This window comes from Roseicyclus marinus (assembly GCF_030163795.1).
GTDB classification, from domain to species: Bacteria; Pseudomonadota; Alphaproteobacteria; order Rhodobacterales; family Rhodobacteraceae; genus Roseicyclus; species Roseicyclus marinus.
The window spans coordinates 218,942-242,131 of the sequence record NZ_JASJOF010000005.1 but is presented as its reverse complement, the minus strand read 5'-3'; the positions used below and the strand labels follow the sequence as shown (position 1 = coordinate 242,131).

General features: G+C 66.6%; 23 protein-coding genes. 11 read left to right on the top strand and 12 right to left on the bottom strand.

The window, feature by feature from the left end; genetic code table 11:
• Positions 1–13: 13 nt before the first annotated feature.
• Complete coding sequence (locus QQK63_RS10030) at positions 14–691, top strand: DsbA family protein (protein ID WP_277824805.1); 678 nt, start codon at positions 14–16, stop codon at positions 689–691.
• A complete protein-coding gene (locus tag QQK63_RS10025) occupies positions 688–1,821 on the top strand; it encodes a CaiB/BaiF CoA transferase family protein (RefSeq protein WP_277824803.1) in 1,134 nt (377 codons plus the stop codon). Before QQK63_RS10030 ends, QQK63_RS10025 begins: the two co-directional genes overlap by 4 nt.
• Before the next feature lie 32 nt (positions 1,822–1,853).
• Here the strand turns inward: QQK63_RS10025 and lpxK are convergent, their stop codons facing one another.
• The 5 genes from lpxK to QQK63_RS10000 form a co-directional block, all read right to left on the bottom strand.
• Positions 1,854–2,846 (bottom strand): tetraacyldisaccharide 4'-kinase, encoded by a 993-nt coding sequence (lpxK, locus tag QQK63_RS10020; RefSeq protein ID WP_277824801.1) that lies wholly within the window; start codon positions 2,844–2,846, stop codon positions 1,854–1,856.
• Positions 2,846–4,153 carry a 3-deoxy-D-manno-octulosonic acid transferase gene (locus QQK63_RS10015; protein WP_277824799.1) on the bottom strand — a complete coding sequence of 436 codons (1,308 nt, stop codon included), beginning with the start codon at positions 4,151–4,153 and terminating at the stop codon, positions 2,846–2,848. The genes lpxK and QQK63_RS10015 overlap by 1 nt, the downstream gene beginning before the upstream one ends.
• 181 nt (positions 4,154–4,334) lie before the next feature.
• On the bottom strand, positions 4,335–5,120 hold the full coding sequence (locus tag QQK63_RS10010) for an inositol monophosphatase family protein (protein WP_277824797.1): 786 nt from the start codon (positions 5,118–5,120) through the stop codon (positions 4,335–4,337).
• Positions 5,107–6,453: a TldD/PmbA family protein gene (locus QQK63_RS10005; protein WP_277824795.1), complete on the bottom strand. Its 1,347-nt coding sequence runs from the start codon at positions 6,451–6,453 to the stop codon at positions 5,107–5,109. The genes QQK63_RS10010 and QQK63_RS10005 overlap by 14 nt, the downstream gene beginning before the upstream one ends.
• Positions 6,454–6,570: 117 nt before the next feature.
• Positions 6,571–8,067: a DUF2125 domain-containing protein gene (locus QQK63_RS10000; RefSeq protein ID WP_277824793.1), complete on the bottom strand. Its 1,497-nt coding sequence runs from the start codon at positions 8,065–8,067 to the stop codon at positions 6,571–6,573.
• A gap of 173 nt (positions 8,068–8,240) precedes the next feature.
• Between QQK63_RS10000 and QQK63_RS09995 the strand changes: the two genes are divergently transcribed.
• On the top strand, positions 8,241–8,999 hold the full coding sequence (locus tag QQK63_RS09995; protein WP_277824791.1) for an SDR family oxidoreductase: 759 nt from the start codon (positions 8,241–8,243) through the stop codon (positions 8,997–8,999).
• On the top strand, positions 8,996–9,622 hold the full coding sequence (locus tag QQK63_RS09990) for an enoyl-CoA hydratase/isomerase family protein (protein ID WP_277824789.1): 627 nt from the start codon (positions 8,996–8,998) through the stop codon (positions 9,620–9,622). The genes QQK63_RS09995 and QQK63_RS09990 overlap by 4 nt, the downstream gene beginning before the upstream one ends.
• 60 nt (positions 9,623–9,682) lie before the next feature.
• Here QQK63_RS09990 and QQK63_RS09985 read toward each other — a convergent pair whose 3' ends face one another.
• Complete coding sequence (locus QQK63_RS09985; RefSeq protein ID WP_277824787.1) at positions 9,683–9,988, bottom strand: HNH endonuclease family protein; 306 nt, start codon at positions 9,986–9,988, stop codon at positions 9,683–9,685.
• Between QQK63_RS09985 and QQK63_RS09980 the strand changes: the two genes are divergently transcribed.
• On the top strand, positions 9,987–11,201 hold the full coding sequence (locus tag QQK63_RS09980) for a TIGR03862 family flavoprotein (protein WP_277824785.1): 1,215 nt from the start codon (positions 9,987–9,989) through the stop codon (positions 11,199–11,201). The two genes, QQK63_RS09985 and QQK63_RS09980, sit on opposite strands and share 2 nt — an antisense overlap.
• Positions 11,202–11,381: 180 nt before the next feature.
• Here QQK63_RS09980 and QQK63_RS09975 read toward each other — a convergent pair whose 3' ends face one another.
• The 4 genes from QQK63_RS09975 to QQK63_RS09960 all read right to left on the bottom strand — a co-directional run bounded on the left by QQK63_RS09975 (position 11,382) and on the right by QQK63_RS09960 (position 16,265).
• The gene (locus QQK63_RS09975; protein ID WP_277824783.1) at positions 11,382–11,975 is read right to left on the bottom strand and encodes a glutathione S-transferase family protein; all 594 of its coding nucleotides are present in this window, start codon (positions 11,973–11,975) and stop codon (positions 11,382–11,384) included.
• Positions 11,976–11,977: 2 nt separating this feature from the next.
• Positions 11,978–13,009 (bottom strand): DNA polymerase III subunit delta, encoded by a 1,032-nt coding sequence (locus tag QQK63_RS09970; RefSeq protein ID WP_277824781.1) that lies wholly within the window; start codon positions 13,007–13,009, stop codon positions 11,978–11,980.
• A 51-nt stretch (positions 13,010–13,060) separates the two neighbouring features.
• Positions 13,061–15,628, bottom strand: a complete 2,568-nt coding sequence (leuS, locus tag QQK63_RS09965; RefSeq protein ID WP_277824779.1) for a leucine--tRNA ligase — start codon at positions 15,626–15,628, stop codon at positions 13,061–13,063.
• Between the two features lie 103 nt (positions 15,629–15,731).
• Positions 15,732–16,265: a DUF3576 domain-containing protein gene (locus QQK63_RS09960; protein WP_277824777.1), complete on the bottom strand. Its 534-nt coding sequence runs from the start codon at positions 16,263–16,265 to the stop codon at positions 15,732–15,734.
• A gap of 250 nt (positions 16,266–16,515) precedes the next feature.
• On the opposite strand from QQK63_RS09960, the gene QQK63_RS09955 reads away from it, so the two are divergent.
• A complete protein-coding gene (locus QQK63_RS09955; RefSeq protein ID WP_277824775.1) occupies positions 16,516–17,547 on the top strand; it encodes a porin in 1,032 nt (343 codons plus the stop codon).
• Between the two features lie 72 nt (positions 17,548–17,619).
• A complete protein-coding gene (locus tag QQK63_RS09950) occupies positions 17,620–18,279 on the top strand; it encodes a YggS family pyridoxal phosphate-dependent enzyme (protein WP_277824773.1) in 660 nt (219 codons plus the stop codon).
• Between the two features lie 46 nt (positions 18,280–18,325).
• On the opposite strand, the gene QQK63_RS09945 is transcribed toward QQK63_RS09950, so the two are convergent.
• Positions 18,326–18,844: a L,D-transpeptidase family protein gene (locus QQK63_RS09945; RefSeq protein ID WP_277824771.1), complete on the bottom strand. Its 519-nt coding sequence runs from the start codon at positions 18,842–18,844 to the stop codon at positions 18,326–18,328.
• On the bottom strand, positions 18,841–19,932 hold the full coding sequence (gene ribA, locus QQK63_RS09940; RefSeq protein ID WP_277824769.1) for a GTP cyclohydrolase II: 1,092 nt from the start codon (positions 19,930–19,932) through the stop codon (positions 18,841–18,843). The genes QQK63_RS09945 and ribA overlap by 4 nt, the downstream gene beginning before the upstream one ends.
• Before the next feature lie 140 nt (positions 19,933–20,072).
• Here ribA and QQK63_RS09935 point away from each other — a divergent pair, with 140 nt between their 5' ends.
• The 4 genes from QQK63_RS09935 (at position 20,073) to QQK63_RS09920 (ending at position 23,188) form a co-directional block, all read left to right on the top strand.
• Entirely contained in the window at positions 20,073–20,759 is a 687-nt protein-coding gene (locus tag QQK63_RS09935; protein WP_277824767.1) for a response regulator transcription factor, read from the top strand.
• A 249-nt stretch (positions 20,760–21,008) separates the two neighbouring features.
• A complete protein-coding gene (locus tag QQK63_RS09930) occupies positions 21,009–21,335 on the top strand; it encodes a hypothetical protein (RefSeq protein WP_277824765.1) in 327 nt (108 codons plus the stop codon).
• Between the two features lie 65 nt (positions 21,336–21,400).
• On the top strand, positions 21,401–22,189 hold the full coding sequence (locus tag QQK63_RS09925; protein ID WP_277824763.1) for an exodeoxyribonuclease III: 789 nt from the start codon (positions 21,401–21,403) through the stop codon (positions 22,187–22,189).
• A gap of 69 nt (positions 22,190–22,258) precedes the next feature.
• Positions 22,259–23,188: a thioredoxin family protein gene (locus QQK63_RS09920; RefSeq protein WP_277824762.1), complete on the top strand. Its 930-nt coding sequence runs from the start codon at positions 22,259–22,261 to the stop codon at positions 23,186–23,188.
• The last annotated feature ends 2 nt before the right edge of the window (positions 23,189–23,190 follow it).

Here is a 23,190-nt window from a genome sequence, read left to right as displayed (position 1 = left end):
AGAGACAAGACTTATGGATCGCAGGACCCTGATGATGGGCGCCGGTGCCGGCGTCATGGCCGCCGGAACCTATGCGCTGCTGCGCCCGGCCGGTGCGCCTGAACTGCCGCTCTTGCCGCAGGCCGCCCATGCGCAGGAGGCCGCGGCCTCGACCGATCTGCCGGAAGTGGTGGAAATGGTGCTGGGCGACCCCGATGCGCCGGTCGAGGTGATCGAATACGCCTCCTTCACCTGCCCGCATTGCGCAAGCTTCCACCGCAACACGATGCCGCGGCTAAAGGAAAACTACATCGACAGCGGACAGGTGCGCTTCGTCTACCGCGAGGTCTATTTCGACCGTTTCGGACTTTGGGCCGGGATGGTCGCGCGCTGCGCCGGGCCGGATCGCTATTTCGGCATCGTCGACTTGATCTACCAGCGGCAGGCCGAATGGACCCAAGGCGCCCCCGGCGCCGTGGCCGAGAACCTGCGCCAGATCGGGCGCGTGGCCGGCCTCTCCAACGAACAGCTGGACGCCTGCCTGACCGATGCAGCCATGGCCCAAGCGATGATCGCCACCTACGAGGCGAACATGGAAGTGCACGACATCCCCGGCACGCCCCATTTCGTCATCGATGGCGAGATGCATTCGAACATGAGCTACGAGGATTTCGCCACGATCCTCGACGCGCGCATCGCCGCGGCGCAATGACGGCACCCCTCGCCGGTGTCCGCGTGCTGGAACTGGCACGCATCCTGGCCGGCCCTTGGGCCGGTCAGACGCTGTCTGACCTTGGCGCCGAGGTGATCAAGGTCGAAGCGCCCGAGGGCGACGATACCCGCCGTTGGGGGCCGCCCTTCATCGAGCGGGAGGGCGACCGGACGGCGGCTTATTTTCATGCCTGCAACCGGGGCAAGCGGTCGGTCACCGCCGATTTCCGCACCGAGGACGGTCGCGCGCGCGTCCTTGAACTGGCGCGTGGGGCAGATGTGCTGATCGAGAATTTCAAGCTCGGCGGCCTTGCGAAATACGGCCTCGATTACGCCAGCCTCAGCGCGATCAATCCCGGTCTCATCTATTGCTCGATCACCGGCTTCGGTCAGACCGGGCCTTACGCGCATCGCGCGGGTTATGATTACATCATCCAAGGCATGTCGGGCCTGATGTCGGTCACGGGGGAACCGGGTGGCCAGCCGCAAAAGGTGGGCGTGGCTGTCACCGACATCTTCACCGGGCTTTACGCCTCGAACGCGATCCTTGCCGCGCTGCATCTGCGCCAGACCACGGGCCGTGGGCAGCATATCGACCTCAGCCTGATGGATACGGCGGTGACCGTGATGGCCAACCAGGCGATGAATTACCTTGCCACGAACGTCGCGCCGCAGCGCCTCGGCAATGCCCATCCGAACCTCGTGCCTTATCAGGTCTTTGACTGCGCCGATGGCTGGATCATCATCGCGACCGGCAATGACGGGCAGTACCGGCGGCTTTGCGCCGTGTTGGGGGTGCCGGAATTGGCGGAGCACCCCGATTACCTGACCAATGCCGACCGGATCGCGAACCGCACGGCGCTGACCGACATTCTGGGCGCGGCGACCCGGCGCATGGGCAAGGCAGAATTGCTGGCGGCCTGCGAGGCGCAGGGCGTGCCGGCCGGGCCGATCAACGATCTGGCCGAGGTCTTCGCCGATCCGCAGGTGGTGGCACGGGGTGCCCAAATCGCGCCGGGTGGCGTGCCGGGCGTGCGGCCACCCTTCCGCTTTTCCGATGCGGAGCTGGCCTTGGACCGTCCCGCGCCGGTGTTGGGTCAGGATGACGAGGCGGATTGGTCGGAGCGCTGACCACAGGTCGCGTGACGCAGATCTTCAACCGGTCACGTGGCCGTACCCAAGGCCCGGTCCAATGCCGCAGCCAGGGCCGTCCAATCCTCGATCCGCAACCTCACCGGCACCGTCATCACCTGCGCGCGCAGGTTGGGGGGCAGGCGCACCGCGTCCTTTTCTGTCGTCACCACCTGCGCGCCGATGGCCCGCGCCTCGCGCAGCATCCGGGTCATCAGCGCATCACTGAGCGGCTGGTGGTCGCTCAACGCATGGGTGGCGCGGATATCGGCCCCCATCGCCTTCAGCGTCTGAAAGAATTTCTCGGGCCGCCCGATGCCCGCGAAGGCCAGCACCGGCAGGCCGTTCATCGATAAGCCCATCGGCAGGGGGTCGAGCCGCCCAGTGACATGGGGCAGGGACAGGCCCCCACCCCAACGCCCGGCAAAGCGCGCCTGCGCCGCCTCGTCCCCGATCGACAGAAGCAGATCGGCCCGCGCCAGACCCGTGGCGACGGGTTCGCGCAAGGGGCCCGCCGGGATCACCCGTCCATTGCCGAAGCCGATATGGGCATCGACCACGACGATCGACAGATCATGAGCAAGGGCCGGGTTCTGGAACCCGTCATCCAGAACGATGACCTGCGCCCCGGCTGCCACCGCCGCCTGCGCGCCCGCAGCCCGATCCTTGGCGACCCATGTGGGCAGGAAGGCCGCGAGGAGCAGGGGCTCATCCCCGGTCTCGGCCGCACCATGGCGGCGTTCGTCGACCCGGACCGGCCCCGCAAGGGTGCCACCATGGCCACGGCTGACGGCATGGGCCGCGATACCCCTGTCCCGCAGTCGTTCGGCAAGGGCGATCACGACGGGCGTCTTGCCGGTGCCGCCCGCATTCAGGTTGCCGACACAGATGACCGGCACACCGACGCGCAGGCGGGCGCCCTGCGCCAGACGCCGCCGCGTCGCCCCGGCATAGACCAGCCCCAGCGGTGACAGGATCGCGGACAAGAGGCCCGGGTCGCCGTGCCAGAAACCCGGCGCGCGCATCAGCCCCGCGCCCCTCTACCGGCTTCGGCCGCGTCCAGCATGTCGAGGAGGACGGTTTTCGCCCGTTCCGTCACATCCGCCCCGGCCGAGACAACTTCCCATGCCGCATGGGCCATGGCGGCGGCGCGGTCGGGCGACAGGAGATCATCGACCGCCGTCGCAAGCGCCTGCGGGGCCGACACCAGCCGGGCTGCCCGCGCTTCGGTCAGGCGCTGGTAGATATCGACGAAATTCGTGACATAGGGACCGTGCAGGATGGCCGACCCCAGCGCCGCGGGCTCGAACGGATTGTGGCCGCCGATGGGTTCCCAAGAGCCGCCGACGAAGCTGACAGTGGCCAGCCGGTACCACAGCCCCAACTCGCCCATCGTGTCGGCCAGATAGACGGGTGCCTCGGCCTCGGGCCCCTCGCCGAGGCTGCGCCGCGTGAAGGCCCAATCGCCCGCCGTCAGGAGGCCTGCCACCTCGTCCCCGCGTGCGGGGTGACGCGGCACAAGGATCAGCAGGAGCCGCGGGTTCGTCCGCATCGCCAGCCGGTGCGCCTCCAGCACCTTTTCCTCTTCGCCGGGATGGGTGGAGGCTGCTACCCAGATAGGTCGCCCCCCGATCTCGGCGCGCATGGTCTCCAGCTCCGACGCCTTCACCGGCAGGGCGGCCGCGCCTTCCTTGAGGGTGCCCGTGACCTCCATCCGGTCGACGGGCAACCCAAGGCGGCGCAGGTAGATCTCGGTCAGGCTGTCTTGCACCAGCGCGCGGTCGAAGCGGGACAAGAGGCTCCGGGCCATGCCGCGCAGGAAACGCCAGCGGTCATGGCTCGCCTTGGACATGCGCGCGTTCAAAAGCACCATCGGAATGCCGCGTGCCTTGGTTTCGCAGATCAGGGCGGGCCAAAGCTCGCTTTCCGTCCAGACCGCCACATCGGGCCGCCAATGGTCGAGAAAGCGGCGCACGAAGGGCCGGGCATCCAGCGGCAGGAATTGGTGCAACGCGCCATCGGGCAGCCGGTCGGTCATGACAGAGGCCGAGGTGACCGTTCCCGTGGTGACGAGGACGGAGAGAGTCTCGTGTTCGTCGAGCAATTGCCGGACCAGTTCCAAAAGGGCCACCGACTCGCCCACGCTGGCGGCATGGAACCAGATCAGCGGGCCATCGGGGCGGGGGCGGCCCGCGATGCCGCGCCGTTCGTCGATGCGGGCGGGGTCTTCCTTTCCCTCGGCCAGACGTTCGCGCAGCTTGCGTTCGGCAAAGCGCGGCCCGTTCAGGCTGGACCACAGCAGGTAGAGCGACAGGGCAAGGGATTGCGTCATCGCGGGCGGACCTCAGCCTTCTATCATGGCGCGCGGGGCGGCTCTGCGGATCACGCCGGGAGCAAGGGATGGGCGGTTGGGCATGGTCTGGGTCCTTGGCCGGGGAGGGTGGCGCGCGCACCCTAGGCATTGCGGGTTCGGGGTCAAGCGCCGCCCGGGCGCAGCGCACTCTGTCTCCGTATCACGACCGCGCAGCCAGTAGCGCGCCGTGAATGCCCGCCGATCCGGCCATCACGCCGCGCACCTGCGGCACCGCGCTGTTGAAGCGGAGCACCGCACCGGTCGCATCCGTTGCCCGCCCCCCTGCCTCCGCGATGATGAGCGCCCCCGCCGCGATGTCCCATTCCCATGTCGGGCGAAAGGTCACCATGCCGTCGAACCGGCCTTCGCCCACGAGCGCCATCCGGTAGGCCAGCGAGGGGCGATAGGCCCGGATCACGGGCGGCACGCCGCGCGGCCAATGGTCAGGTCCCAGCGTATGCTTGGTCGCCAGAACCTCGGCCTCGTGCAGGGCGCATTCCCCCGCCGCGCGGATGGCCATATCGTTCAGCGTCGCACCATGCCCGCGCGCGGCGGCATAAAGCTTTCCCCGGATCGGCAGGTAGACGACCGCGGCCACCACCACACCACCTTCGACCACGGCCAGCGAATGGGAAAAGGCGGAGCTGCCCTCGATGAACGCCTGCGTTCCGTCGATCGGATCCACGATGAACACACGCTCGGCCTGCAGGCGTTCGGGATTGTCGGGCGTCTCTTCGGACAGCCAGCCATAATCGGGGCGCGCCGCGCACAACCGGTCGCGCAGCATCTCGTCGACGGCGATATCGGCTTCGGTCACGGGGCCGGCACCGTCGGGCTTGTCCCATGTCTCGGGGTCGTCGCGGAAATAGCGCGCGGCGATCCGGCCCGCGCCGCGCGCCGCCTCCACCAGCAGCGCCAGATCCTCCAGCGGATCAGGCACCGGCAAGGGTCAGCCCCTCGACCAGAAGCGATGGAACCACGCGGCTCAGATGGGTGCGCGCGTCATTCGCGGGGCGCAGGCTGCGCAGCATGTCGCGCAGGTTGCCCGCCACGGTACATTCGTTGACCGGATAGGCGATCTGCCCCTTTTCCACCCAGAACCCCGAAGCCCCGCGCGAATAATCGCCCGTGGTGGGGTTGATCGAAGAGCCGATCATCGAGGTGATCAAAAGGCCCGTGCCCATCTCGGCCATCAGCCCGGCAAGGTCGATGTCCCCTTGCGTCAGCGCCACGTTGCCATTGCTGGGCGAGGGGGGCGCGGATGTGCCTCGGCTGGCGTTGGCGGTCGACGGCAGCCCAAGCTTCCGCCCGGTGGCAAGGTCAAGGGTCCAGCCGGTCAGCACCCCATCCTCGACGATGACGCGGCGCGCGGTCGGCAGCCCCTCTGCGTCGAAGGGTTTGGAGGCCGAGGCGCGGGGCCGGTGCGGATCCTCGATCAGCGACAGGCCCTTGGGCAGCACCTGTTCGCCCAGAAGCGCACGCGCCCAGCTTGCGCCGCGCACGATGGCGCTGCCGTTGGTCGCGGCCAGCAGGTGCCCGATCAGACCCGAGGAGATACGTTCGTCGTAGATGACCGGATAGGCCCCGGTGGGCGGCTTGCGGGCACCGGCCCGCGCGATGGTCCGTTCGGCGGAGATCCGCCCGATGTCTTCGGGGCTCATCAGGTCGGCGGCATGGTTGCGCCCATCGCCGCAGTAATCACGCTCCATCCCCAGACCTTCGCCGGTGATGGCGACGCAGCCAAGCCCGTGGTCGGACCGCTCATAGCCGCCCGCAAAGCCGTTGGTCGCCGCCAGATGCACCCGGCGGCGGGAAAAGCCCGCGCTTGCGGACTGGACTTGGCTGATGCCCTTGACCGCCAGCGCTGCGGCCTCGGCGCGGCGGGCGGCTTCCTCCAGCGCGGCGGGGTCGGGATCGGGCGACGGGTCGGACATGTCGAGATGGCGCGCATCGCGCTCAGCGGCCAGTTCCGCCGGATCTGCAAGGCCCACCGTCGGATCCTCGGGCGCAAGGCGGGCCATGGTCACGGCGCGTTCGGCCATTTCGCGCAGGGTTTCGGGCCGCGTGTCCGACGCCGACACGCAGGCCTGCCGCCGCCCGATCAGCACGCGCAGGCCGATATCCACCCCTTCGGAGCGTTCGGCCTGCTCCAGCGTGCCGCCGCGCACCGCGATCTCCAGCGAGGTGCCGTCGATGGCGATGGCATCGGCGGCCTCGGCCCCGGCGCGCTTCGCGGCGTCGAGCAGGGCTTCGGTCAGGGGGGCGAGTGTGTCGGACATGCGAGGTCTTCCTGCTTTGCGGGCCAGCATCGGAGGTAGTGCCAGTGCCCAAGCGCTGCAAGGCAAAGAAATCCCGCCCGTGCGCTGGCGCGGGCGGGCGGATCGCGGAGCGCGCGGTTACTGGAGCGGCACGCCATTGGCGGAAATGCCGCCACCCTCGGTGAACTGGATCGTGGTTTCCAGCGTGTCGGGCGTGGCTCCGGGCCGGGCAAAGGCCCCCAGCAGACCGCGCGCCATGGCGATCTGTTCGATCGGAACAAGGCCCGAAGCCTGCAACCGGTCCATCAGCGCGTTGCCGCCCGCCAGTTGCAGGTTCACCGTGCCGACCGGCATCGGGATCGGGCCGGGCGCGAAGGTGGCCGATCCCGTCCCGGTCAGGCTGGCCCCGCCCACCGACAGCTGCAACTCGTTCAGTGTCAGGGCGCGCAATTCCGCGGGCGGTGCCCCCATCGCCATCGGGTCCACGGCCATCAGGTCGGTCAGGATCTGAAGGCTGCCGGTCAGGTCGGCGATGACCGTGATCGGGTCGCGGGGGAAACTGCCGGAGGGGTCGGCCATCGCCCAGACCTGCGGCCCCACGGTCACATCGCGATAGGCCAGCCGCGCGGACATCGGCTGCGGCTCTGCGGCGGCGGCCAGCGGCAGGCTGAAGGCGATCTCGGCGCTGCCGACGGCAAAGCTGACGGGCGCGGGCAGATCGGGTGCCGCCACATGGGTCGTGCTGCCCATCGCCGTGATCCGATAATCGACAACGCTGTCCGATATGGTCGCGGCGATGGTACCGCCCGCGTTCGACGCGAACAGGTTGAAGGCATCTCGCGGGTGCTCGAAGGTCACGTCGATGCTGGCATCGGCATAGGTGAAATCGCCCGTCAGGGCGAAATCGGCAGGGATCGTGTTGGGCGCGGCGGCAAGCGCGGCAAGGTTGCCCAGCTGTCCGGATCCCGTCGCCGTCGTGGCCCCGACGGAAAAGACCAGTTTCAGGCGCCCCTGCTCTCCGGGCGGGGGCAGGACGTCGACGGCCCCGGCGATACCGCCGATCTCCGTCGCGGTGACATAGGAGATGTTCTCGGGGTTGCTGCCGTCGATTTCATAAGTCGCGCTCATGTCGTCGATGCCGATCATCATGTCGATCGTCGGCGGCGCCCCGTTGCCCCCCGTGATCGGCCCCTCCTCGATGGTGATGCGGGAGGCGGAATAGTCGTAAAGACGCGCGCCAGCCTCGCCGCTGGCGGTCATGGCCAGATCGGGCATGATCACGTTGACGCCCAGATTGACCGGCGGCGCGCCGGGAAGATCCTCGAAGATGATGGTGATCTGGTAGACATCCGACAGGTCGATCGACACGGCTCCATCGCCGGTCTCGGTCATGACGATCTCGTCGAGGCGGCCGACGGTCGTCACGTTCTGATCGGCAAAGGATGTGCTGAACCCGCGCAGCGTGAGGGTGCCGTTGCCGGGCACGACCTCCGTCGCGGTCATGGTCTGGCCAAGGGCGGACGCTTGCGATTGCCATTCGGCCCAAAGCTCTTCGGCGGTGACGGCCAGCGCGGGCGTGGCAAGGGGCAGGGCGAGGGCGGAAAGCATAAGGGAAAACACGGTGACTCTGGGCATTGGGTCCATCCGGGGCTGAGGGCGCAGGTGACCCTATGATGTTCGCGGTCAGACCCGCATGGGTCAAGTGCGGATACCCTGATCCTGCGGCGTGACCGGCATCCGGGGGCTGGCCCAGACCGGCGCGGAGCGTTAGCACTTGGGAAACAGGGTATGGACAAGAGGTGGCGGTGATGACCAGTGCGGTGGCGGACAAGACGGTGGCGATCACCGGGGCAAGCCGGGGAATCGGTGCGGCGACGGCGCGTGCCTTTGCGGCGGCCGGGGCGAATGTCGTCCTGATCGCCCGCGACCGCGAGGCCATCGCGGGCCTTGCGGGCGAGATTGGCGCGAAAGCGCTGGCCGTGCCTTGCGACGTGACCCGCTACTGGGAGGTCGAGACGGCGCTGAATGCCGCTGTCACGACCTTTGGCGGGCTCGACGTGCTGGTGAATAACGCGGGCGTTATCGACCCGATCTCCGGGATCGCCACGGCGGACCCCGACATCTGGGGGCAGGCGATCGACATCAACCTCAAGGGTGTCTTCCACGGGGCGCGGGCCGCAGTGCCGCTGATGCTGGCGCAGGGTGGCGGCACGATCATCACGGTCAGTTCCGGCGCGGCCGTCAACGCGCTGGAAGGCTGGAGTGCCTATTGCTCCTCAAAGGCGGGGGCCAAGATGTTCACCGCCTGCCTGCACACCGAACTGGGCGGGCAGGGCATCCGGGCGCTGGGCCTGTCGCCGGGCACGGTGGCCACCGACATGCAGCAGGCGATCCGCGAAAGCGGCGTGAACCGCGTCAGCCAACTGGACTGGTCCGAACATATCCCCCCCGAATGGGCCGCCAAGGCGCTGGTCTGGATGTGCGGGCCCGAGGCCGACCGCTGGCTCGGCGATGACATTTCGCTGCGCGAACCGGGCGTCCGCGCTGCGGTGGGGGTCGGCCAATGATCGACTGCCGGAACGAGGACGGGCTTTGGACCGTCACGCTGAACCGTCCGGACAAGGCAAACTCGCTGACCGCCGCGATGCTGTCGCAACTGGCCGATATCGTGATGGAGGCCACCGTCGACCCGCATATCAAGGCGCTGATCCTGACGGGGGCCGGCGACAAGGTGTTTTCCGCCGGTGCCGATCTGGACGAGGCGCGGGCGGGTCTGGCGACCTCGCCCCTGTGGGAACAGGTATCGAGTGCGATCGCGGCCCTGCCCTGCCTGACCATCGCGGCCTTGAACGGGACCTTGGCGGGCGGCGCTTTCGGGATGGCGCTGGCCTGCGATCTTCGCCTTGCGGTGCCCAATGCGCGGTTCTTCTACCCGGTGGCCAAGCTTGGGTTCCTGCCACAACCCTCGGATCCCGGGCGGCTGGTGGCGCTGATGGGCCCCGCGCGGGCCAAGCTCCTGTTAATGGGCGGGCAGAAATTCACGGCGGACGAAGCCTATGCCTTTGGCCTGATCGACCGGATCACCTTGCCCGAGCATATGATCGAACAGGCGCGCGACATCGCCACAGACGCGATGGCGGGCAATCCGGACGTGCTGCGGCGGATCAAGGCGATGTGCGACGGGCGCTAGAGCATGTTGCGCAACAGCGTCAGCCGATCTTGCGCTACTCGAACATGCGAAACCAACACGTTAGCGCCGTTTCCAGCCGCGCCGCGCCCCGGGGGTTTTCGAATGGAAATCGGGCGGACGTTTCGCGACCCAATCGAAGAACGTGGCAAGGCGGGGATGGCCGCGCAACGCCTCGGGCGTGTTGTAGCTGCGGGCCAGTTCGGCCTCGGAAAGGGTGGCGTGGATCTCGTTGTGACAGATCTGGTGGACAAGGATCGTCGGGCCACCCTTGCCCCCGCGCAGCTTCGGGATCAGGTGGTGCAGGCTTTGCTTGGCGCCGGGCGGGATTGGGCGCAGACACAGCGGGCAGATGGGCAGGTCGGGCATGACGGGTGAAGCTGGCGCGCCGGACCCCCTCGACAAGGGCGCGGAACGGATCGACGCCCTGGTGATCGGCGCGGGGCCAGCCGGGCTGATGGCGGCCGAGGTTATGGGCCGGTCCGGGCGGTCGGTGGTCGTGGTCGAGGGCAAACCTTCGGTCGGGCGCAAGTTCCTGATGGCGGGCAAATCCGGGCTGAACCTGACCAAGGACGAAGCTTCGGAGCGCTTCCTGTCGGGCTATGGCGATGCCGCAGAGTGGCTGGCGCCCATGCTGGCCGACATCGGGCCAGAGACGGTGAAGCGTTGGGCCGAAGACCTGGGACAACCGGTGTTCACCGGCTCATCTGGTCGGGTTTTTCCCGTGACGATGAAGGCCAGTCCGCTCCTGCGCGCCTGGCTGGGACGGATCGGTGCGGAGGTTCGGACCCACTGGCGCTGGGTCGGCTGGGACGGCCAGCATTGGCTTTTCGACACGCGAGAGGGGCAGCGCCGTATTGCACCGCGCGTCGTCCTTCTGGCGTTGGGCGGGGCGAGCTGGGCGCGACTGGGGTCGGACGGGGTATGGGCCGGGCTGCTGTCGGCAAGGGGCGTGGCGCTTGCCCCGTTCCGCCCGGCGAACATGGGGTTCGTCGTCGATTGGTCGGCGCATATGGAACCGTTGCTGGGCCTGCCGGTCAAAGGGGTGGCCCTGCGGGATGCGGCGGGGCGCTGGCACCGGGGGGAATTCGTCGTCTCCGCCCGCGGGGTGGAAGGCGGCGGGATCTACGCAGTCTCAGCCGACCTGCGCGACGGCGCGCCCCTGATCGTGGACCTGTTGCCCGATCTGTCGATGGACGAAGTGGCCCGGCGACTGGCGGCGCGGCCAGCCAAGCGGACCCTGACGCAGCATATGGCCAAGGCCTTGCGCCTTGATCCGGTCAAACGCGCCCTTGTGCAGGAATTTGGGCGGCCCTTGCCCGAGGGCGAGGATCTGGCGCGGCTTCTCAAGGGTCTGGAGATCCGGCATGCCGGACCGCGTCCGATGGACGAGGCGATTTCCACGTCTGGCGGCGTGAGGCGACAGGCCGTCGATGACGGGCTGATGCTCCGCGATCTGCCCGGCGTCTTCGTCGCGGGCGAGATGCTGGATTGGGAGGCGCCGACAGGCGGCTACCTGATCACGGGCTGTCTGGCCACCGGGGCCTGGGCTGGGCGGCACGCGGCGAAATGGGAGAGCTAGGAGGGGGCTCTGCCCCCGTCCTTCGGACTCCCCCGGAGTTTTTCGACCAAGATGAAGGGTATGGGTGCCGCATGCTGGTTGCGCAAGGGCGGGAACCGATTCTGCCCATGTCCAGACTGTGACGCCAAAGGATCGGAGCGGTGCGCGTGACCGCGGGGGGCGGCGAAACGCTCCGGATCCTCAGCCCCCGAGCGCGCGATGGAACGCGGGGCGGTCGCGCATCATGGCGATATGATCGCGCAGCCGTGGTTCGGTGATCGGGAATTTCGCGTTGATCGCCCAGCCGCCGCAATGGGCCAGAAGGATGTCGGCGATGGTCATCGTCTCGCCCATAAGAAACGGGCCATCCTCGGCCATACGGGCGACAAGGCTGGTTTGGGCGCGGGCGAATTCCCACTGAAGGCTATCCTTGATCGCGGGAACGCGCTTGTCCTCGGGCAGGACGAAGCTGTGCTTCGCGGCCATCCAGAGCGTCGCGTCGAATTCGTCGAGGATCATGTTCGTCAGGCTGTCCTGCCGCGCCCGGTCAAGCGTCCCGGCGGGGAAGGTCAACGCGCCATGGTGGTCGGCCAGATAGGTCATGATCGCCACCGAATCGGTGATTGGCACGCCATCGGCGACAAGGACGGGAACCTTGCCCGCCGGGCTGATGCGGGTAACCGCCTCGGACCTCGGGGCGGCGTCGATGTGGTCGTAGTCGAGACCTAGTTCCTCGAGTGTCCAGAGCACGCGGAAGGCACGGCTCTTGACCGCGCCGATAAGGGTGTAGCCCATGGTCATCGTCTCCCCCTTGCCGGCATCATGGCGAGCCGGATCATTGTGCGTTCCATCAGCGCCATCTGCGGCGCGGCCTGCGCCGAACGCAAGGTCAGATCGGTTTCGACCAGCAGGCTGATCGCGGTCTCCAGCCGGTCGCGGCCCCAGGCTTGCGCTTGTTTCAGCATCCGGTCGCGGCGCGGGCCGAAGACAGGTGGGCGCTGCGCCTGAAGCCCGGCGGCGGGTCCACCCGGATGGCAGGTGGCGGCATGAAGCGCCCGGAAATGGCGCAAGGCCCCGATGCAAAGCGTGACGGGGGCCACGCCCTGCCCCGACAGTCGGGCAAGGATCGGGCCGATCTGGCCCTGCGCCGCCTCGGCCGTGGCGTTGATCGCGTCATCGAGGGCCGCCTCGATCGTCAGGGGCGCCACGGCGGCGATATCGGCGGCGGAAACGGGGCTGGGGTCGCCGCGTTTGTAGAGGCCGAGTTTCTCAACCGTCTGGCGGAAATCACCCGGCGGCAGGGCGCGGGCCAGCGCCTCCAGATCGCCCATGGGGTCGCGGGGGATGTCGCGCAGACCGGCCTCGGCCAGCAGCCCCTCGATCTCGGCGCGGCCGGGTGGTTCGTCGTAGATCGCGGCGGCGCGCGCGGTCTTGTGCCCTTCGAACAATTTGCGCAGGGCGGAGGCGGCGGTCAGCCGTCCGGCTGTCACCACGATCTGCGCGTCACCCGGCTGCCAATCGGCAAGGGCCGCGGCGATGACGGGGGCAAGCCCCTCGGTCGCGGCTTCGACATGGACGGCGCGGGGGCCGGGGAAAAAGCCCACGGCCTTGACCGCATCCAGAAGGGCTGCCGGGTCGCTGCGCAGATCGGCGGCATCGAGCCGCGTCAGGCGCATGTCCTGTTCTGCGTTTTCGCCCAGAAGGTTCTTGAGCAATTCCTGTCGGCGCAGCGCCACGCGCATCGCGTCATCGCCGAAGATCAGGCAACCGGCGGCCTTCGGATCGGGAGACCGCGCATAGGCGGTGACATCGCGGGGCTGAAGTTTCATGTGAAGGTCACGGCCCCGGCGGGGGCCGTGTCATGATCGAGGTTTTGGTGGTCAGACGACGACATTCACGATCCGGCCCGGCACGACGATGAGCTTTTTCGGCGCGCCACCGGCCAGCGCCTTTTGCACAGACTCGTCGGCCAGCGCGATCTTTTCAACCTCTTCCTTGGGCAGGTCGCGGGCCACGGTGATCTCGGATTTCCGCTTGCCGTTGATCTGGATCGGCAGGGTCACGGTGTCGGAGACCAGCATCGCCTCGTCCGCCTTGGGCCAGGGGGCGTTGGCGATCAGGCCCGCACCACCCAGCATGGACCAGATTTCTTCGGCCAGATGCGGGGTCATGGGCGACATCAGTTGCGCCAGCGTCAGCGCCGCCTGCCGTTTCGCCGCTGCACCCGCCTGCGATTTCTGAAGCGCGTTGGTGAAGGCGTAGAGCTTGGCGATGGCCGCGTTGAAGCCGAAGCTGTCGATGCCGTTCGTGACATCGAAGATCGCCTTGTGCATCTCGCGCAGGAGCGCTTCGTCGGCCTCGGGCGTGCCCGTTTCATTCGAGGCGGCGATTTCTGCAGCGATGCGGTGGACGCGCGACAGATGTTTCGCCGTGGCTTCCGCCCCTGCGGCAGTCCATTCCACGTCACGCTCGGGCGGGCTGTCGGACAGGACGAACCAGCGCGCGGTATCGGCGCCGTATTGGGCGATGATGGCGACGGGATCGACCACGTTGTTCTTGGATTTCGACATCTTGGAGGAGGGGATGATTTCGACCTCGCGGCCATCTGTCAGGAAACCCTTGCCATCGCGCAGATCCACTTCCTCGGGGTAGTGATAGACGGGGCGGCCATTGGCGTCGGTCGTCTTGTAGATCGCGTGCGTCACCATCCCTTGCGTGAACAGCGCGTCGAAGGGTTCGATCGCCGTTTCGGGCAGGTGGCCGCAGATCGCCATCGCGCGGGCGAAGAAGCGGGAGTAGAGCAGGTGCAAGATCGCATGCTCGATGCCGCCGATATACTGGTCGACATTCATCCAGTAGGCGGCGTCATCCATGTCGGTCGGTGTCTTGGCGTGCGGCGCGGTGAAGCGCGCGAAATACCACGACGAATCGACGAAGGTATCCATCGTGTCCGTTTCACGCTTTGCCGGTGCGCCACAGCGGGGGCAGGCGCAATCGCGCCATGTCGGGTGCCGGTCCAGCGGGTTGCCCGGAATGTCGAAGCTGACATCGCGCGGCAATTCGATGGGCAGGTTCTCTTTCTTCTCCGGCACCACGCCGCAGGCGTCGCAATGGACGACCGGAATCGGGCAACCCCAGTAGCGTTGCCGCGACAGGCCCCAGTCCCGCAGGCGGTATTTCGTAACGCCCTGACCGACGCCCTTGCCCTCGCAGAAGGTTATGGCGGCCTCGACGGCCTCCGCGCCGGTCGTTTCCTCGGACCAGTTGAAGGGTAGGGTCCAGCGCACCTTGTCCGACTTGGGCGGAACGAAGGCCGCGCCGCCGTCTTCGGGTTTCACGTGATCGCCCGCGACCGGCACGAAGGTCGAGGTCACCAGTAGCCCGTATTTCCGCGCGAAATCGAGGTCGCGCTGGTCATGCGCCGGGCAGCCGAAAATCGCGCCCGTGCCGTAATCCATCAAGATGAAATTGGCGATCCAGACCGGCAATTCCCACGACGTGTCAAAGGGATGGCGCACGCGCAGGCCGGTATCGTAGCCCAGTTTCTCGGCCTTCTCGATGGCTTCTTCCGTGGTGCCGCCCTTGCGCGCCTCGGCGCAAAAGGCCGCGACCGCGGGATCCTGCGCCTCCAGCTCTTTGGCGATGGGATGGTCGGGCGAGATGCCGACGAAGCTTGCCCCCAGTAGCGTGTCGGGACGGGTCGTGTAGACCTCGACCCGGTCATGCACCTTGGTGGGCTCCACCAGCCCGAAAGCGAATTGCAACCCCCGCGACCGGCCGATCCAGTTGGCCTGCATCAGTTTGACCTTGGCCGGCCAATCGTCGAGCCCCTCCAGCGCATCCAGCAATTCGCCCGAGAAATCGCTGATCTTGAAGAACCATTGCGTCAGCTCGCGGCGCTCCACCTCCGCGCCCGACCGCCAGCCTTTGCCGTCGATCACCTGTTCGTTGGCCAGAACGGTCATGTCGACCGGGTCCCAGTTCACCACCGCGTTCTTGCGGTAGACGAGGCCCTTCTCGAGGAAATCGAGGAACAGCGCCTGCTGCTGGCCGTAGTACTCAACGTCGCACGTGGCGAACATGCGCGACCAGTCCAATCCGAAGCCCAGCGGCTTCATCTGCGCCACCATCGTCTCGATGTTCTGGTACGTCCAGTCGGCGGGGTGGCCGCCGCTTGCCATCGCGGCATTTTCGGCAGGCATGCCGAAGGCGTCGAACCCCATCGGATGCAGCACGTTGAACCCGTTGGCCAGCTTGTAGCGCGCGATCACGTCACCCATCGTGTAGTTGCGCACATGACCGATATGGATGCGCCCCGACGGATAGGGGAACATCTCCAGCACGTAATACTTGGGCTTGTCGGCGGACCGGCGCGCGACAAAGGTTCCGGCCTCGTCCCAGGCCTGTTGCCATTTCGGTTCCAGCGTCGCGGGGTCGTAGCGGGACATGGGGCGGGTCCTTGGTCTGAAGTCTGGCGGGAGAAAACGAAAACGCCGGGCGCATGCGGCCCGGCGTGGTGTTAGTGCGGTCGCGCGCGGGCGTAAAGCCGCGTCAGAGGTTGCTGTCGCGAATCCGGATCTGGCGCGCGCGGGTCAGGATCGCATCCTCGATCTGGCGCGCGACATCGCGGCTGACCGCGCCACCCCGCGACTGCACCGCCACGCGCAGGCTGCGCGCCTCCAGCGCCGGATCCTGCACGTAGACCGTCGCGCGATAGGCCTGCCGCCCGCCGGGCGGGGTGCCGTAGCCGAACTGGATCACGCCCGAGAACGGATCGGCCGCTTCGACCGGCATGAAATTCAGAACCTCGAGCGAGGCATTCCAAAGGTAGCGGTTCACCTCGACAGTCACGTTGGGGTCATCCGCGCCCGAGAAGAGGTCGAAAATGGTTTCGCGGCCCGGGTCGGGAATCAGTCCCTCCTCGATCAGCGCCTGTTCGCGCGCGGCGCGCTGCTCGGCCCGCAACTCCTGCCCGCGTTCACCGGAAAACAGGCCGCCGCCCCCGAACATGCCGTTGCCGCCGCACCCGGCCACAAGCACCGTCGCAACGCCAAGCGCCGTCAGTTTCGCCAGCTTCCCAACCATGCGCCGGTCCCCGTGTCGTCGAAAAATCCTTTGCGATTGGTATAGGACACCCCCGCAGGCGGCAAGGCCCTTTGCCCGCTGACGGGGCCCGGGGGTGACTGTGGCAAGTCTGCACCATGGCGCGGCCAAGCGACCGAGGGGCCGTCCGGCTTGCTTGCAATCATGGGGCTGAAGGAGGACAGAAGGGCATACTCAATTCGGATCCCCCGTCTTGAGGTGCACCTTGACTATGAAACACGAGGGAAAAACCATGAAAAAGGTTCTCTTCGCTACGACTGCCCTGGTGGCATTCGCCGGCGCCGCAGCCGCAGACGTGACGCTCTCCGGCTCGGCCGAGATGGGTATCGCAGGTTCCAACAGCGGCAACACCGCGTTCTACCAGTCGGTTGACGTCCGCTTCTCCCTGTCGGGCACCACCGACAACGGTCTGTCCTTCGGCGCAGTCATCGACCTGGAAGACGCTGTCGACCAGGCAGACATCACCGACATCAACGGCGCATTCGCTGACTTCACCGTGTTCGTTTCGGGTGACTTTGGCCGCCTGACCATGGGTGACACCGACGGCGCTCTCGATTGGGCAAACGACGAAGTCAACACCGCGCGCAACGCTGGCTCGATCAACGACGCAGAAACCGGCCACCTCGGCTACTTCAGCGGCGCGACCTTCGATAACGTCTACGGCGGCCAGATCCTGCGCTACGACTACTCCGTCGCTGGCTTCGGCATCGCAGTGTCGGCTGAAGTCGACGGCAGCAACCCCCGCAGCGGCGACGCGTCCCTGCAGTTGGGTCTGACCTACGACCTCGACATCGCTGGTGGCGCTCTCCAGTTCGGCCTCGGCTTCGCAAACGTCGACGATGCAAACCGCACCTCGACCAACACGAACACCGCAGGTGCGAACCTTGCCGGCACCCCGGGCTTCAGCGCTGTGAGCTTCTCGGCTCTTGCGGCTCTGGACATGGGCTTCTCGGCAGCTGTCAACTACCTCGACATCAACGATGACGGCTACTTCGGTGGCGACGGCGAATTCATCGGCGTCGGCGTCGGCTACAACTTCGACGCCATCACCGTTTCGGCCAACTGGGGTGAGTACGACTGGGCGGCGACCGCCAACCAGCGTGACCGCGAAGGCTACGGCATCGCAGCCTCCTACAACCTCGGCGGCGGTCTGTCGGCACACGCAGGCTACGGCGTTGGCAAGAACACCAACAACAACGCCCTTGCTGGTGCTCTTAACGTCGACATCTCGACCTTCTCGCTGGGTCTGGCAATGTCCTTCTGATCCACCCGGATCATTCGGAATGGAAAGAGCGGGCCTTGTGCCCGCTCTTTTCTTTTGGCCTAAGATGTCGCCATGGGATTGTCTGACATCATCGCCCGCATCGATGCGGCCACAGCCAGGGCCGGGCGCGCGCCCGGGTCGGTGGCGTTGGTCGCCGTGTCCAAGGTTCAACCGCCCGAACGGGTCGAGGCTGTGCTCGAAGCCGGTCATCGCCTTTTCGGCGAAAACCGTGTGCAGGAGGCCGCCGGGCGCTGGCCGCCGTTCCAGACCCGGTTCCCCGGCATCGGTCTGCACCTGATCGGCCCCCTGCAGACCAACAAGGCGCGGCAGGCGGTCGAAATGTTCGACGTGATCGAAACGCTGGACAGGCCCAAGCTGGCCACCACCCTTGCGCGGCTCGCCGATGAACGGGGGCGCTCGCCCGAGGTGTTCATCCAGGTCAACACCGGGGCCGAGCCGCAGAAGGCGGGCATCTTGCCCCAGGACACCGATGCCTTCGTCGCCGAAGTGCGCAGGCTCGGCCTGCCGCTTGTCGGCCTGATGTGCATTCCCCCCGTCGACGAAGACCCTGCGTCCCATTTCGCGATGCTGGCCGACATGGCTGCACGCAACGGCCTCACCGGCCTGTCCATGGGCATGTCCTCGGATTTCGAGATCGCGATCGCCCATGGCGCGACCCATGTCCGGGTCGGCTCGGCGCTGTTCGGAGAACGTGCTTACGAAGTGGTTTAGGCCGGGGATGGCCGTTAAGGCCCCCTCAACACTTGCCTCCGAATCTTCACGATCCGGAAAGGGTCTCGGGGATCACCAGCCTCGTTTGGTAACCAATCTTCCGCACGATCCAGCGCAGGTCCGGCGGTGACAGCGCCACGCAACCGGCCGTGGGAAATCCGGGCCGCCGCCACGCATGGACGAAGATCCCTGACCCGCGCCCGCGCTCGGCCTGCGGCCAGTTCCAGTCGGTGATCAGCACGATGTCGTAAAGCGGATCGGCGCGGCGCAGCGTTTCGTGGTTCGCGGCCAGCGGCGCGCGAACCATCAGGTTGTAATCCTCGTGCCCCGGATCGTCGCACCACAGATCACCGGGCCGGATCGGCACCGCCCAATCGCAGGGCCGCGCCAACCTGTCGGGACGATAGAGACAACCGACGATGCGATGCACGCCCGCGGGTGTGCCGCCGTCGCCTTCGCGTTTGGCTCGGGCCGATACGACACCGCCCCGCCCAAGCGTGCAGGGGAATAGCCGCCCGCGAAACCGAACGCCCATGGGCGTCACGACCATATCGGTGGATTTCACAGCATATGCCCCGACTTGTCGCGCTTGACCGACAGGTAATGCGCATTGTGGCGGTTGGTGCCGGTGATCAGCGGCACGCGCTCGGTGACGGCGATGCCCTCGGCCTCCATCATGGCGGTCTTGCGGGGGTTGTTGGTCATCAACCGCACGGCGCCAAAGCCCATCTTGCGCAACAGGTCCGCGCCGATGCGGAAATCCCGCTCGTCATCCTCGAACCCAAGCCGGTGATTGGCCTCGACCGTGTCGAAACCCTGATCCTGAAGGGAATAGGCGCGCATCTTGTTGGCAAGCCCGATGCCGCGCCCCTCCTGGTTCAGGTAGAGCAGCACGCCCGCACCGGCGCGCCCCATCTCGGCAAGCGCTGCGTGCAGTTGCGGGCCGCAGTCGCATTTCAGGCTGACCAGAACATCGCCCGTGAAACAGGCGGAATGGAGCCGGGCGAGGACCGGCTTATCCCGATCCGGGCGGCCGATCTCGATCGCGTAATGCTCGATCCCGCCGTTGTCGGGCCGGAAGATGTGCAGCCGCCCCTGTTCTGCGGCCTCCATCGGCAGGCGCGCTTGGGCGACCGGCGACAGCGGGTGATGCAAGGCAAGATCGGCAGCGGCGGCTTCGGGCGCCAAGAGTGTCGCCATCAACTCGGCCGCCATCGCCTCGGGGCGGTCGGTGTCCAACGTGACCATCGCGGGCAGAAGCTGTGCCGATTTCGCCAGCAGAAGGGCCAGCCGGTGCAGGCCGACCGCGCCCTCGCGCATCGTGGCCAGCGGCCCTTTCATGGGCGCGTCCAGATCCAACGCCGGATCTGCAAGCGCGCGCACCCATCTGGCATCGACATCGGGCGGCAAGATCACGCGCGCCAGATCGCCATCATAGGCCCTTGCCCTGAGCGTGTCGGCCCGCCGCGCGGTCAGGGCCACATGCGGTCGACCGGGCAGGCTGCGCAGTCCGGCAAGCCGGTCTTCGGTCAGCGTTTCCGCTGCCAGCACGATCAGACCCTGCGCACCGCCGCCGATCACGACAGGCAGGCCGACGCGCAGGTCGGCGCGGGCACGGGCCACAAGTTCGGTCGGGGTGGGCAAAAGAGTCATGCCTGTTCTGTAGCTCTCGGCGCTGGGATTTGAAACATTCCCTGACGTTTCGACACGACGCCGTGAGAAAGTCTTTCACGATGTTGTCAAATGCGGCTGCGACCGCAATCTGCCCTTCAGACACGAAGGGAGCCGCGATCATGGCCACATTGAAGAAGATCTTGCTTGTCGATGATGACGACGATCTGCGCGAGGCGCTGAGTGAGCAGCTTGTGATGACCGAGGATTTCGACGTCTTCGAAGCCGGCACCGGCGCGCAGGGTATGGAGCGGGTCAAGGAAGCGATCTACGACCTCGTGATTCTCGACGTGGGGCTGCCCGATACGGACGGCCGCGAATTGTGCCGCCGGATGCGCAAGCAAGGCGTGAAATGCCCCATCGTGATGCTGACCGGCCATGACAGCGACGCCGATACGATCCTCGGCCTCGATGCGGGCGCCAATGATTACGTGACCAAGCCTTTCCGCTTTCCGGTCCTTCTGGCCCGTGTGCGTGCCCAGTTGCGTCAGCATGAACAAAGCGAGGATGCGGTGTTCCAGTTGGGGCCCTACACGTTCAAGCCCGCGATGAAGATGCTCTTGACCGAAGACGAGAAGAAAATCCGTCTGACGGAAAAGGAAACCAACATCCTCAAGTTCCTGTACCGCGCACAGGATGGTGTCGTGGCCCGCGACGTGTTGTTGCACGAGGTCTGGGGCTACAATGCGGGCGTCACAACGCACACGCTGGAAACCCACATCTACCGGCTGCGCCAGAAGATCGAGCCCGACCCGTCGAACGCGCGCCTCTTGGTCACCGAGAGCGGGGGTTACCGTCTGGTGGCGTGATTGTTCACCTCTAGGGTATTGACGTAGATCAAAGTGCAACCTTTGGTTGTCTTGTAGATCGGCTTCATTACCTCCCTGTTGGACTGGCCCGGACCCTCGTGTCCGGGCCTTCTTTTTGCCGGGTGGCCCGGGCACCGTTGTCGCATCCAAGGACGCGTGATAGCCAGCGGCGGGGCGTTCAGACCGGCCGGGACCGCCCCGGGGACCGGGCATGGCCCGGACCTGTTCATGGCCGCGGAGTATTGAAGAATGACGTCCCGTTTTGCTGCCCTTGCAGCGAGTATCCTGTCCCTCACAGCGGCGTCCGGCGCTTTTGCGCAAGATGTCGAATATGCGCTCTTGAACTCCTCCTCTCTCGCCCTGACGGAATTCTACACATCCTCGACCGATGACGAGGAATGGGGGGAAGATCTGCTTGCCGCGACCGATCTTTTGCCCGGCGAAGCCGGAAGCGTCGTGATCGCGGATGGCGGCGAAAGCTGCGAATACGACATGCTCTTCATCTTCGAAGATGGCACCGAACTGACCGACACCGTCGATATCTGCCAGATAGCAAGCTACGAACTCTTCGACTGATCAAACCCAACCAGCGATGCGGCTGCCGACCGGCGGCCGCATCGCCCCTGACAAGGCCTGATCTGATGCCCTTCACCCTCGCCACATGGAACATCAACTCGGTCCGGTTGCGCGCCGATCTGGTGCTGAAACTGCTGGCAGAGGAAGCGCCCGATGTCCTGTGCCTGCAGGAATGCAAGTCGCCGGTCGACAAGATGCCGCTCGAGGCCTTCGCCGCCGCGGGCTACGGCCATGCCGTGGCGCGCGGGCAAAAGGGCTATAACGGTGTCGCCATCCTGTCGCGCCTGCCGCTGGAGGATGTGGGCCACCGCGACATGTGCGCCAAGGGCGACGCGCGCCACGTCGCGGCCCGGCTGGAAAACGGCGTGACGATCCACAATTTCTATGTTCCCGCGGGCGGCGACGAACCGGACCGGAATGTGAACGAGAAATTCGGCCACAAGCTCGATTTCCTGACCGAGATGCGCGATTGGTTCGGCACCGACCGGCCCGAAAAATCCATCCTCGTCGGCGATCTGAACATCGCCCCGCGCGAGGATGACGTGTGGTCGCACAAGGCGCTTTTGAAGGTCGTGAGCCACACGCCGATCGAGGTCGAGCATATGGCGCAAGTGCAGGACGCGGGCGGTTGGGTCGACATCACCCGGCAGGATATCCCCGAAGGACTGCTCTACAGCTGGTGGTCTTATCGCAGCCCGGACTGGGATGCCGCCGACAAGGGCCGCAGGCTCGATCATGTCTGGGCCACCTCCGACATTTCCAACGCGGGGCATTCCAGCCGCGTGTTGCGTGACGCCCGTGGCTGGACCCAGCCCAGCGACCATGCCCCGGTTTTCGCGACATTCGACCTTTGAACCCTTGGCGCGCCGGGGCGGGACGCGCATATAAGGCCCGAACGCGCATGCAATTGACGGAGACGACCGATGCTTGAGCTCGGACAGGGGCAGGCCAAGAGCGCGCCCGCCGGAGACCTGATCAAGGACGGGACCGAGGCGACCTTCATGGCCGACGTGATCGAGGCCAGCCGCGAGGTTCCCGTGATCGTCGATTTCTGGGCCACCTGGTGCGGCCCGTGCAAAACCTTGGGCCCGATGCTGGAGGCGGCGGTGACCGCGGCCAAGGGCAAGGTCAGGATGGTCAAGATTGACGTCGACCGCGAACAGCGGCTGGCGGGGGCCTTGGCGCAGCAGGGCTTGCCGCTGCAGTCCATCCCGACCGTCGTGGCCTTTGTCGGTGGGCGCCCCGTCGACATGTTCCAAGGTGCAATCCCGCAAGGGCAGATCAAGGAATTCATCGACCGGCTCGTTGCGATGGGTGGTGACGATGGCGGCCTTGCCGAGGCGCTGGAGGCGGCCGAGGCGATGCTGGCCGAAGGCGCCGCGGTCGATGCCGCGCAGACCTTTGCCGCGATCCTCGAGGAAGAACCCGAGAATGCCGCCGCAATGGGAGGTCTGGCCCGCGCGCATCTGGCCATGGGCGATATCGACAAGGCAGAGGGCATCTTGAACACCGCGCCGCAGGCGATCGTCACCGCCCCCGAGCTGGAGGCCGTGCGCGCCCAGATCGCTCTGGCCCGCCAAGCGGCGAATGCCGGTCCCCTTGCCGATCTTCAGGCCGCGGTCGAGGCGAACCCCGCCGATCATCAGGCGCGGTTCGATTATGCGCAGGCGCTTCACGCGGCGGGCAAGGTTCAGGAAGCGGTCGATGAATTGCTTGAACTCTTCCGCCGCGATCGCGAATGGAACGACGGCGCGGCAAAGGCGCAACTCTTCACCATTTTCGACGCGCTCAAGCCGCAGGATCCCATCGTCTTGACCGGTCGGCGCAGGCTCAGCTCGATGATCTTTGCCTGATG

Bases quoted from the DNA above. Each gene is read 5' to 3' on its own strand.
- QQK63_RS10030 (WP_277824805.1), top strand. From the start codon at position 14: ATGGATCGCAGGACCCTGATGATGGGCGCCGGTGCCGGCGTCATGGCC.
- QQK63_RS10025 (WP_277824803.1), top strand. From the start codon at position 688: ATGACGGCACCCCTCGCCGGTGTCCGCGTGCTGGAACTGGCACGCATC.
- lpxK (WP_277824801.1), bottom strand. From the start codon at position 2,846: ATGCGCGCGCCGGGTTTCTGGCACGGCGACCCGGGCCTCTTGTCCGCG.
- QQK63_RS10015 (WP_277824799.1), bottom strand. From the start codon at position 4,153: ATGACGCAATCCCTTGCCCTGTCGCTCTACCTGCTGTGGTCCAGCCTG.
- QQK63_RS10005 (WP_277824795.1), bottom strand. From the start codon at position 6,453: ATGTCCGACACACTCGCCCCCCTGACCGAAGCCCTGCTCGACGCCGCG.
- QQK63_RS10000 (WP_277824793.1), bottom strand. From the start codon at position 8,067: ATGCCCAGAGTCACCGTGTTTTCCCTTATGCTTTCCGCCCTCGCCCTG.
- QQK63_RS09995 (WP_277824791.1), top strand. From the start codon at position 8,241: ATGACCAGTGCGGTGGCGGACAAGACGGTGGCGATCACCGGGGCAAGC.
- QQK63_RS09990 (WP_277824789.1), top strand. From the start codon at position 8,996: ATGATCGACTGCCGGAACGAGGACGGGCTTTGGACCGTCACGCTGAAC.
- QQK63_RS09980 (WP_277824785.1), top strand. From the start codon at position 9,987: ATGACGGGTGAAGCTGGCGCGCCGGACCCCCTCGACAAGGGCGCGGAA.
- QQK63_RS09985 (WP_277824787.1), bottom strand. From the start codon at position 9,988: ATGCCCGACCTGCCCATCTGCCCGCTGTGTCTGCGCCCAATCCCGCCC.
- QQK63_RS09975 (WP_277824783.1), bottom strand. From the start codon at position 11,975: ATGGGCTACACCCTTATCGGCGCGGTCAAGAGCCGTGCCTTCCGCGTG.
- QQK63_RS09970 (WP_277824781.1), bottom strand. From the start codon at position 13,009: ATGAAACTTCAGCCCCGCGATGTCACCGCCTATGCGCGGTCTCCCGAT.
- leuS (WP_277824779.1), bottom strand. From the start codon at position 15,628: ATGTCCCGCTACGACCCCGCGACGCTGGAACCGAAATGGCAACAGGCC.
- QQK63_RS09960 (WP_277824777.1), bottom strand. From the start codon at position 16,265: ATGGTTGGGAAGCTGGCGAAACTGACGGCGCTTGGCGTTGCGACGGTG.
- QQK63_RS09955 (WP_277824775.1), top strand. From the start codon at position 16,516: ATGAAAAAGGTTCTCTTCGCTACGACTGCCCTGGTGGCATTCGCCGGC.
- QQK63_RS09950 (WP_277824773.1), top strand. From the start codon at position 17,620: ATGGGATTGTCTGACATCATCGCCCGCATCGATGCGGCCACAGCCAGG.
- ribA (WP_277824769.1), bottom strand. From the start codon at position 19,932: ATGACTCTTTTGCCCACCCCGACCGAACTTGTGGCCCGTGCCCGCGCC.
- QQK63_RS09935 (WP_277824767.1), top strand. From the start codon at position 20,073: ATGGCCACATTGAAGAAGATCTTGCTTGTCGATGATGACGACGATCTG.
- QQK63_RS09930 (WP_277824765.1), top strand. From the start codon at position 21,009: ATGACGTCCCGTTTTGCTGCCCTTGCAGCGAGTATCCTGTCCCTCACA.
- QQK63_RS09925 (WP_277824763.1), top strand. From the start codon at position 21,401: ATGCCCTTCACCCTCGCCACATGGAACATCAACTCGGTCCGGTTGCGC.
- QQK63_RS09920 (WP_277824762.1), top strand. From the start codon at position 22,259: ATGCTTGAGCTCGGACAGGGGCAGGCCAAGAGCGCGCCCGCCGGAGAC.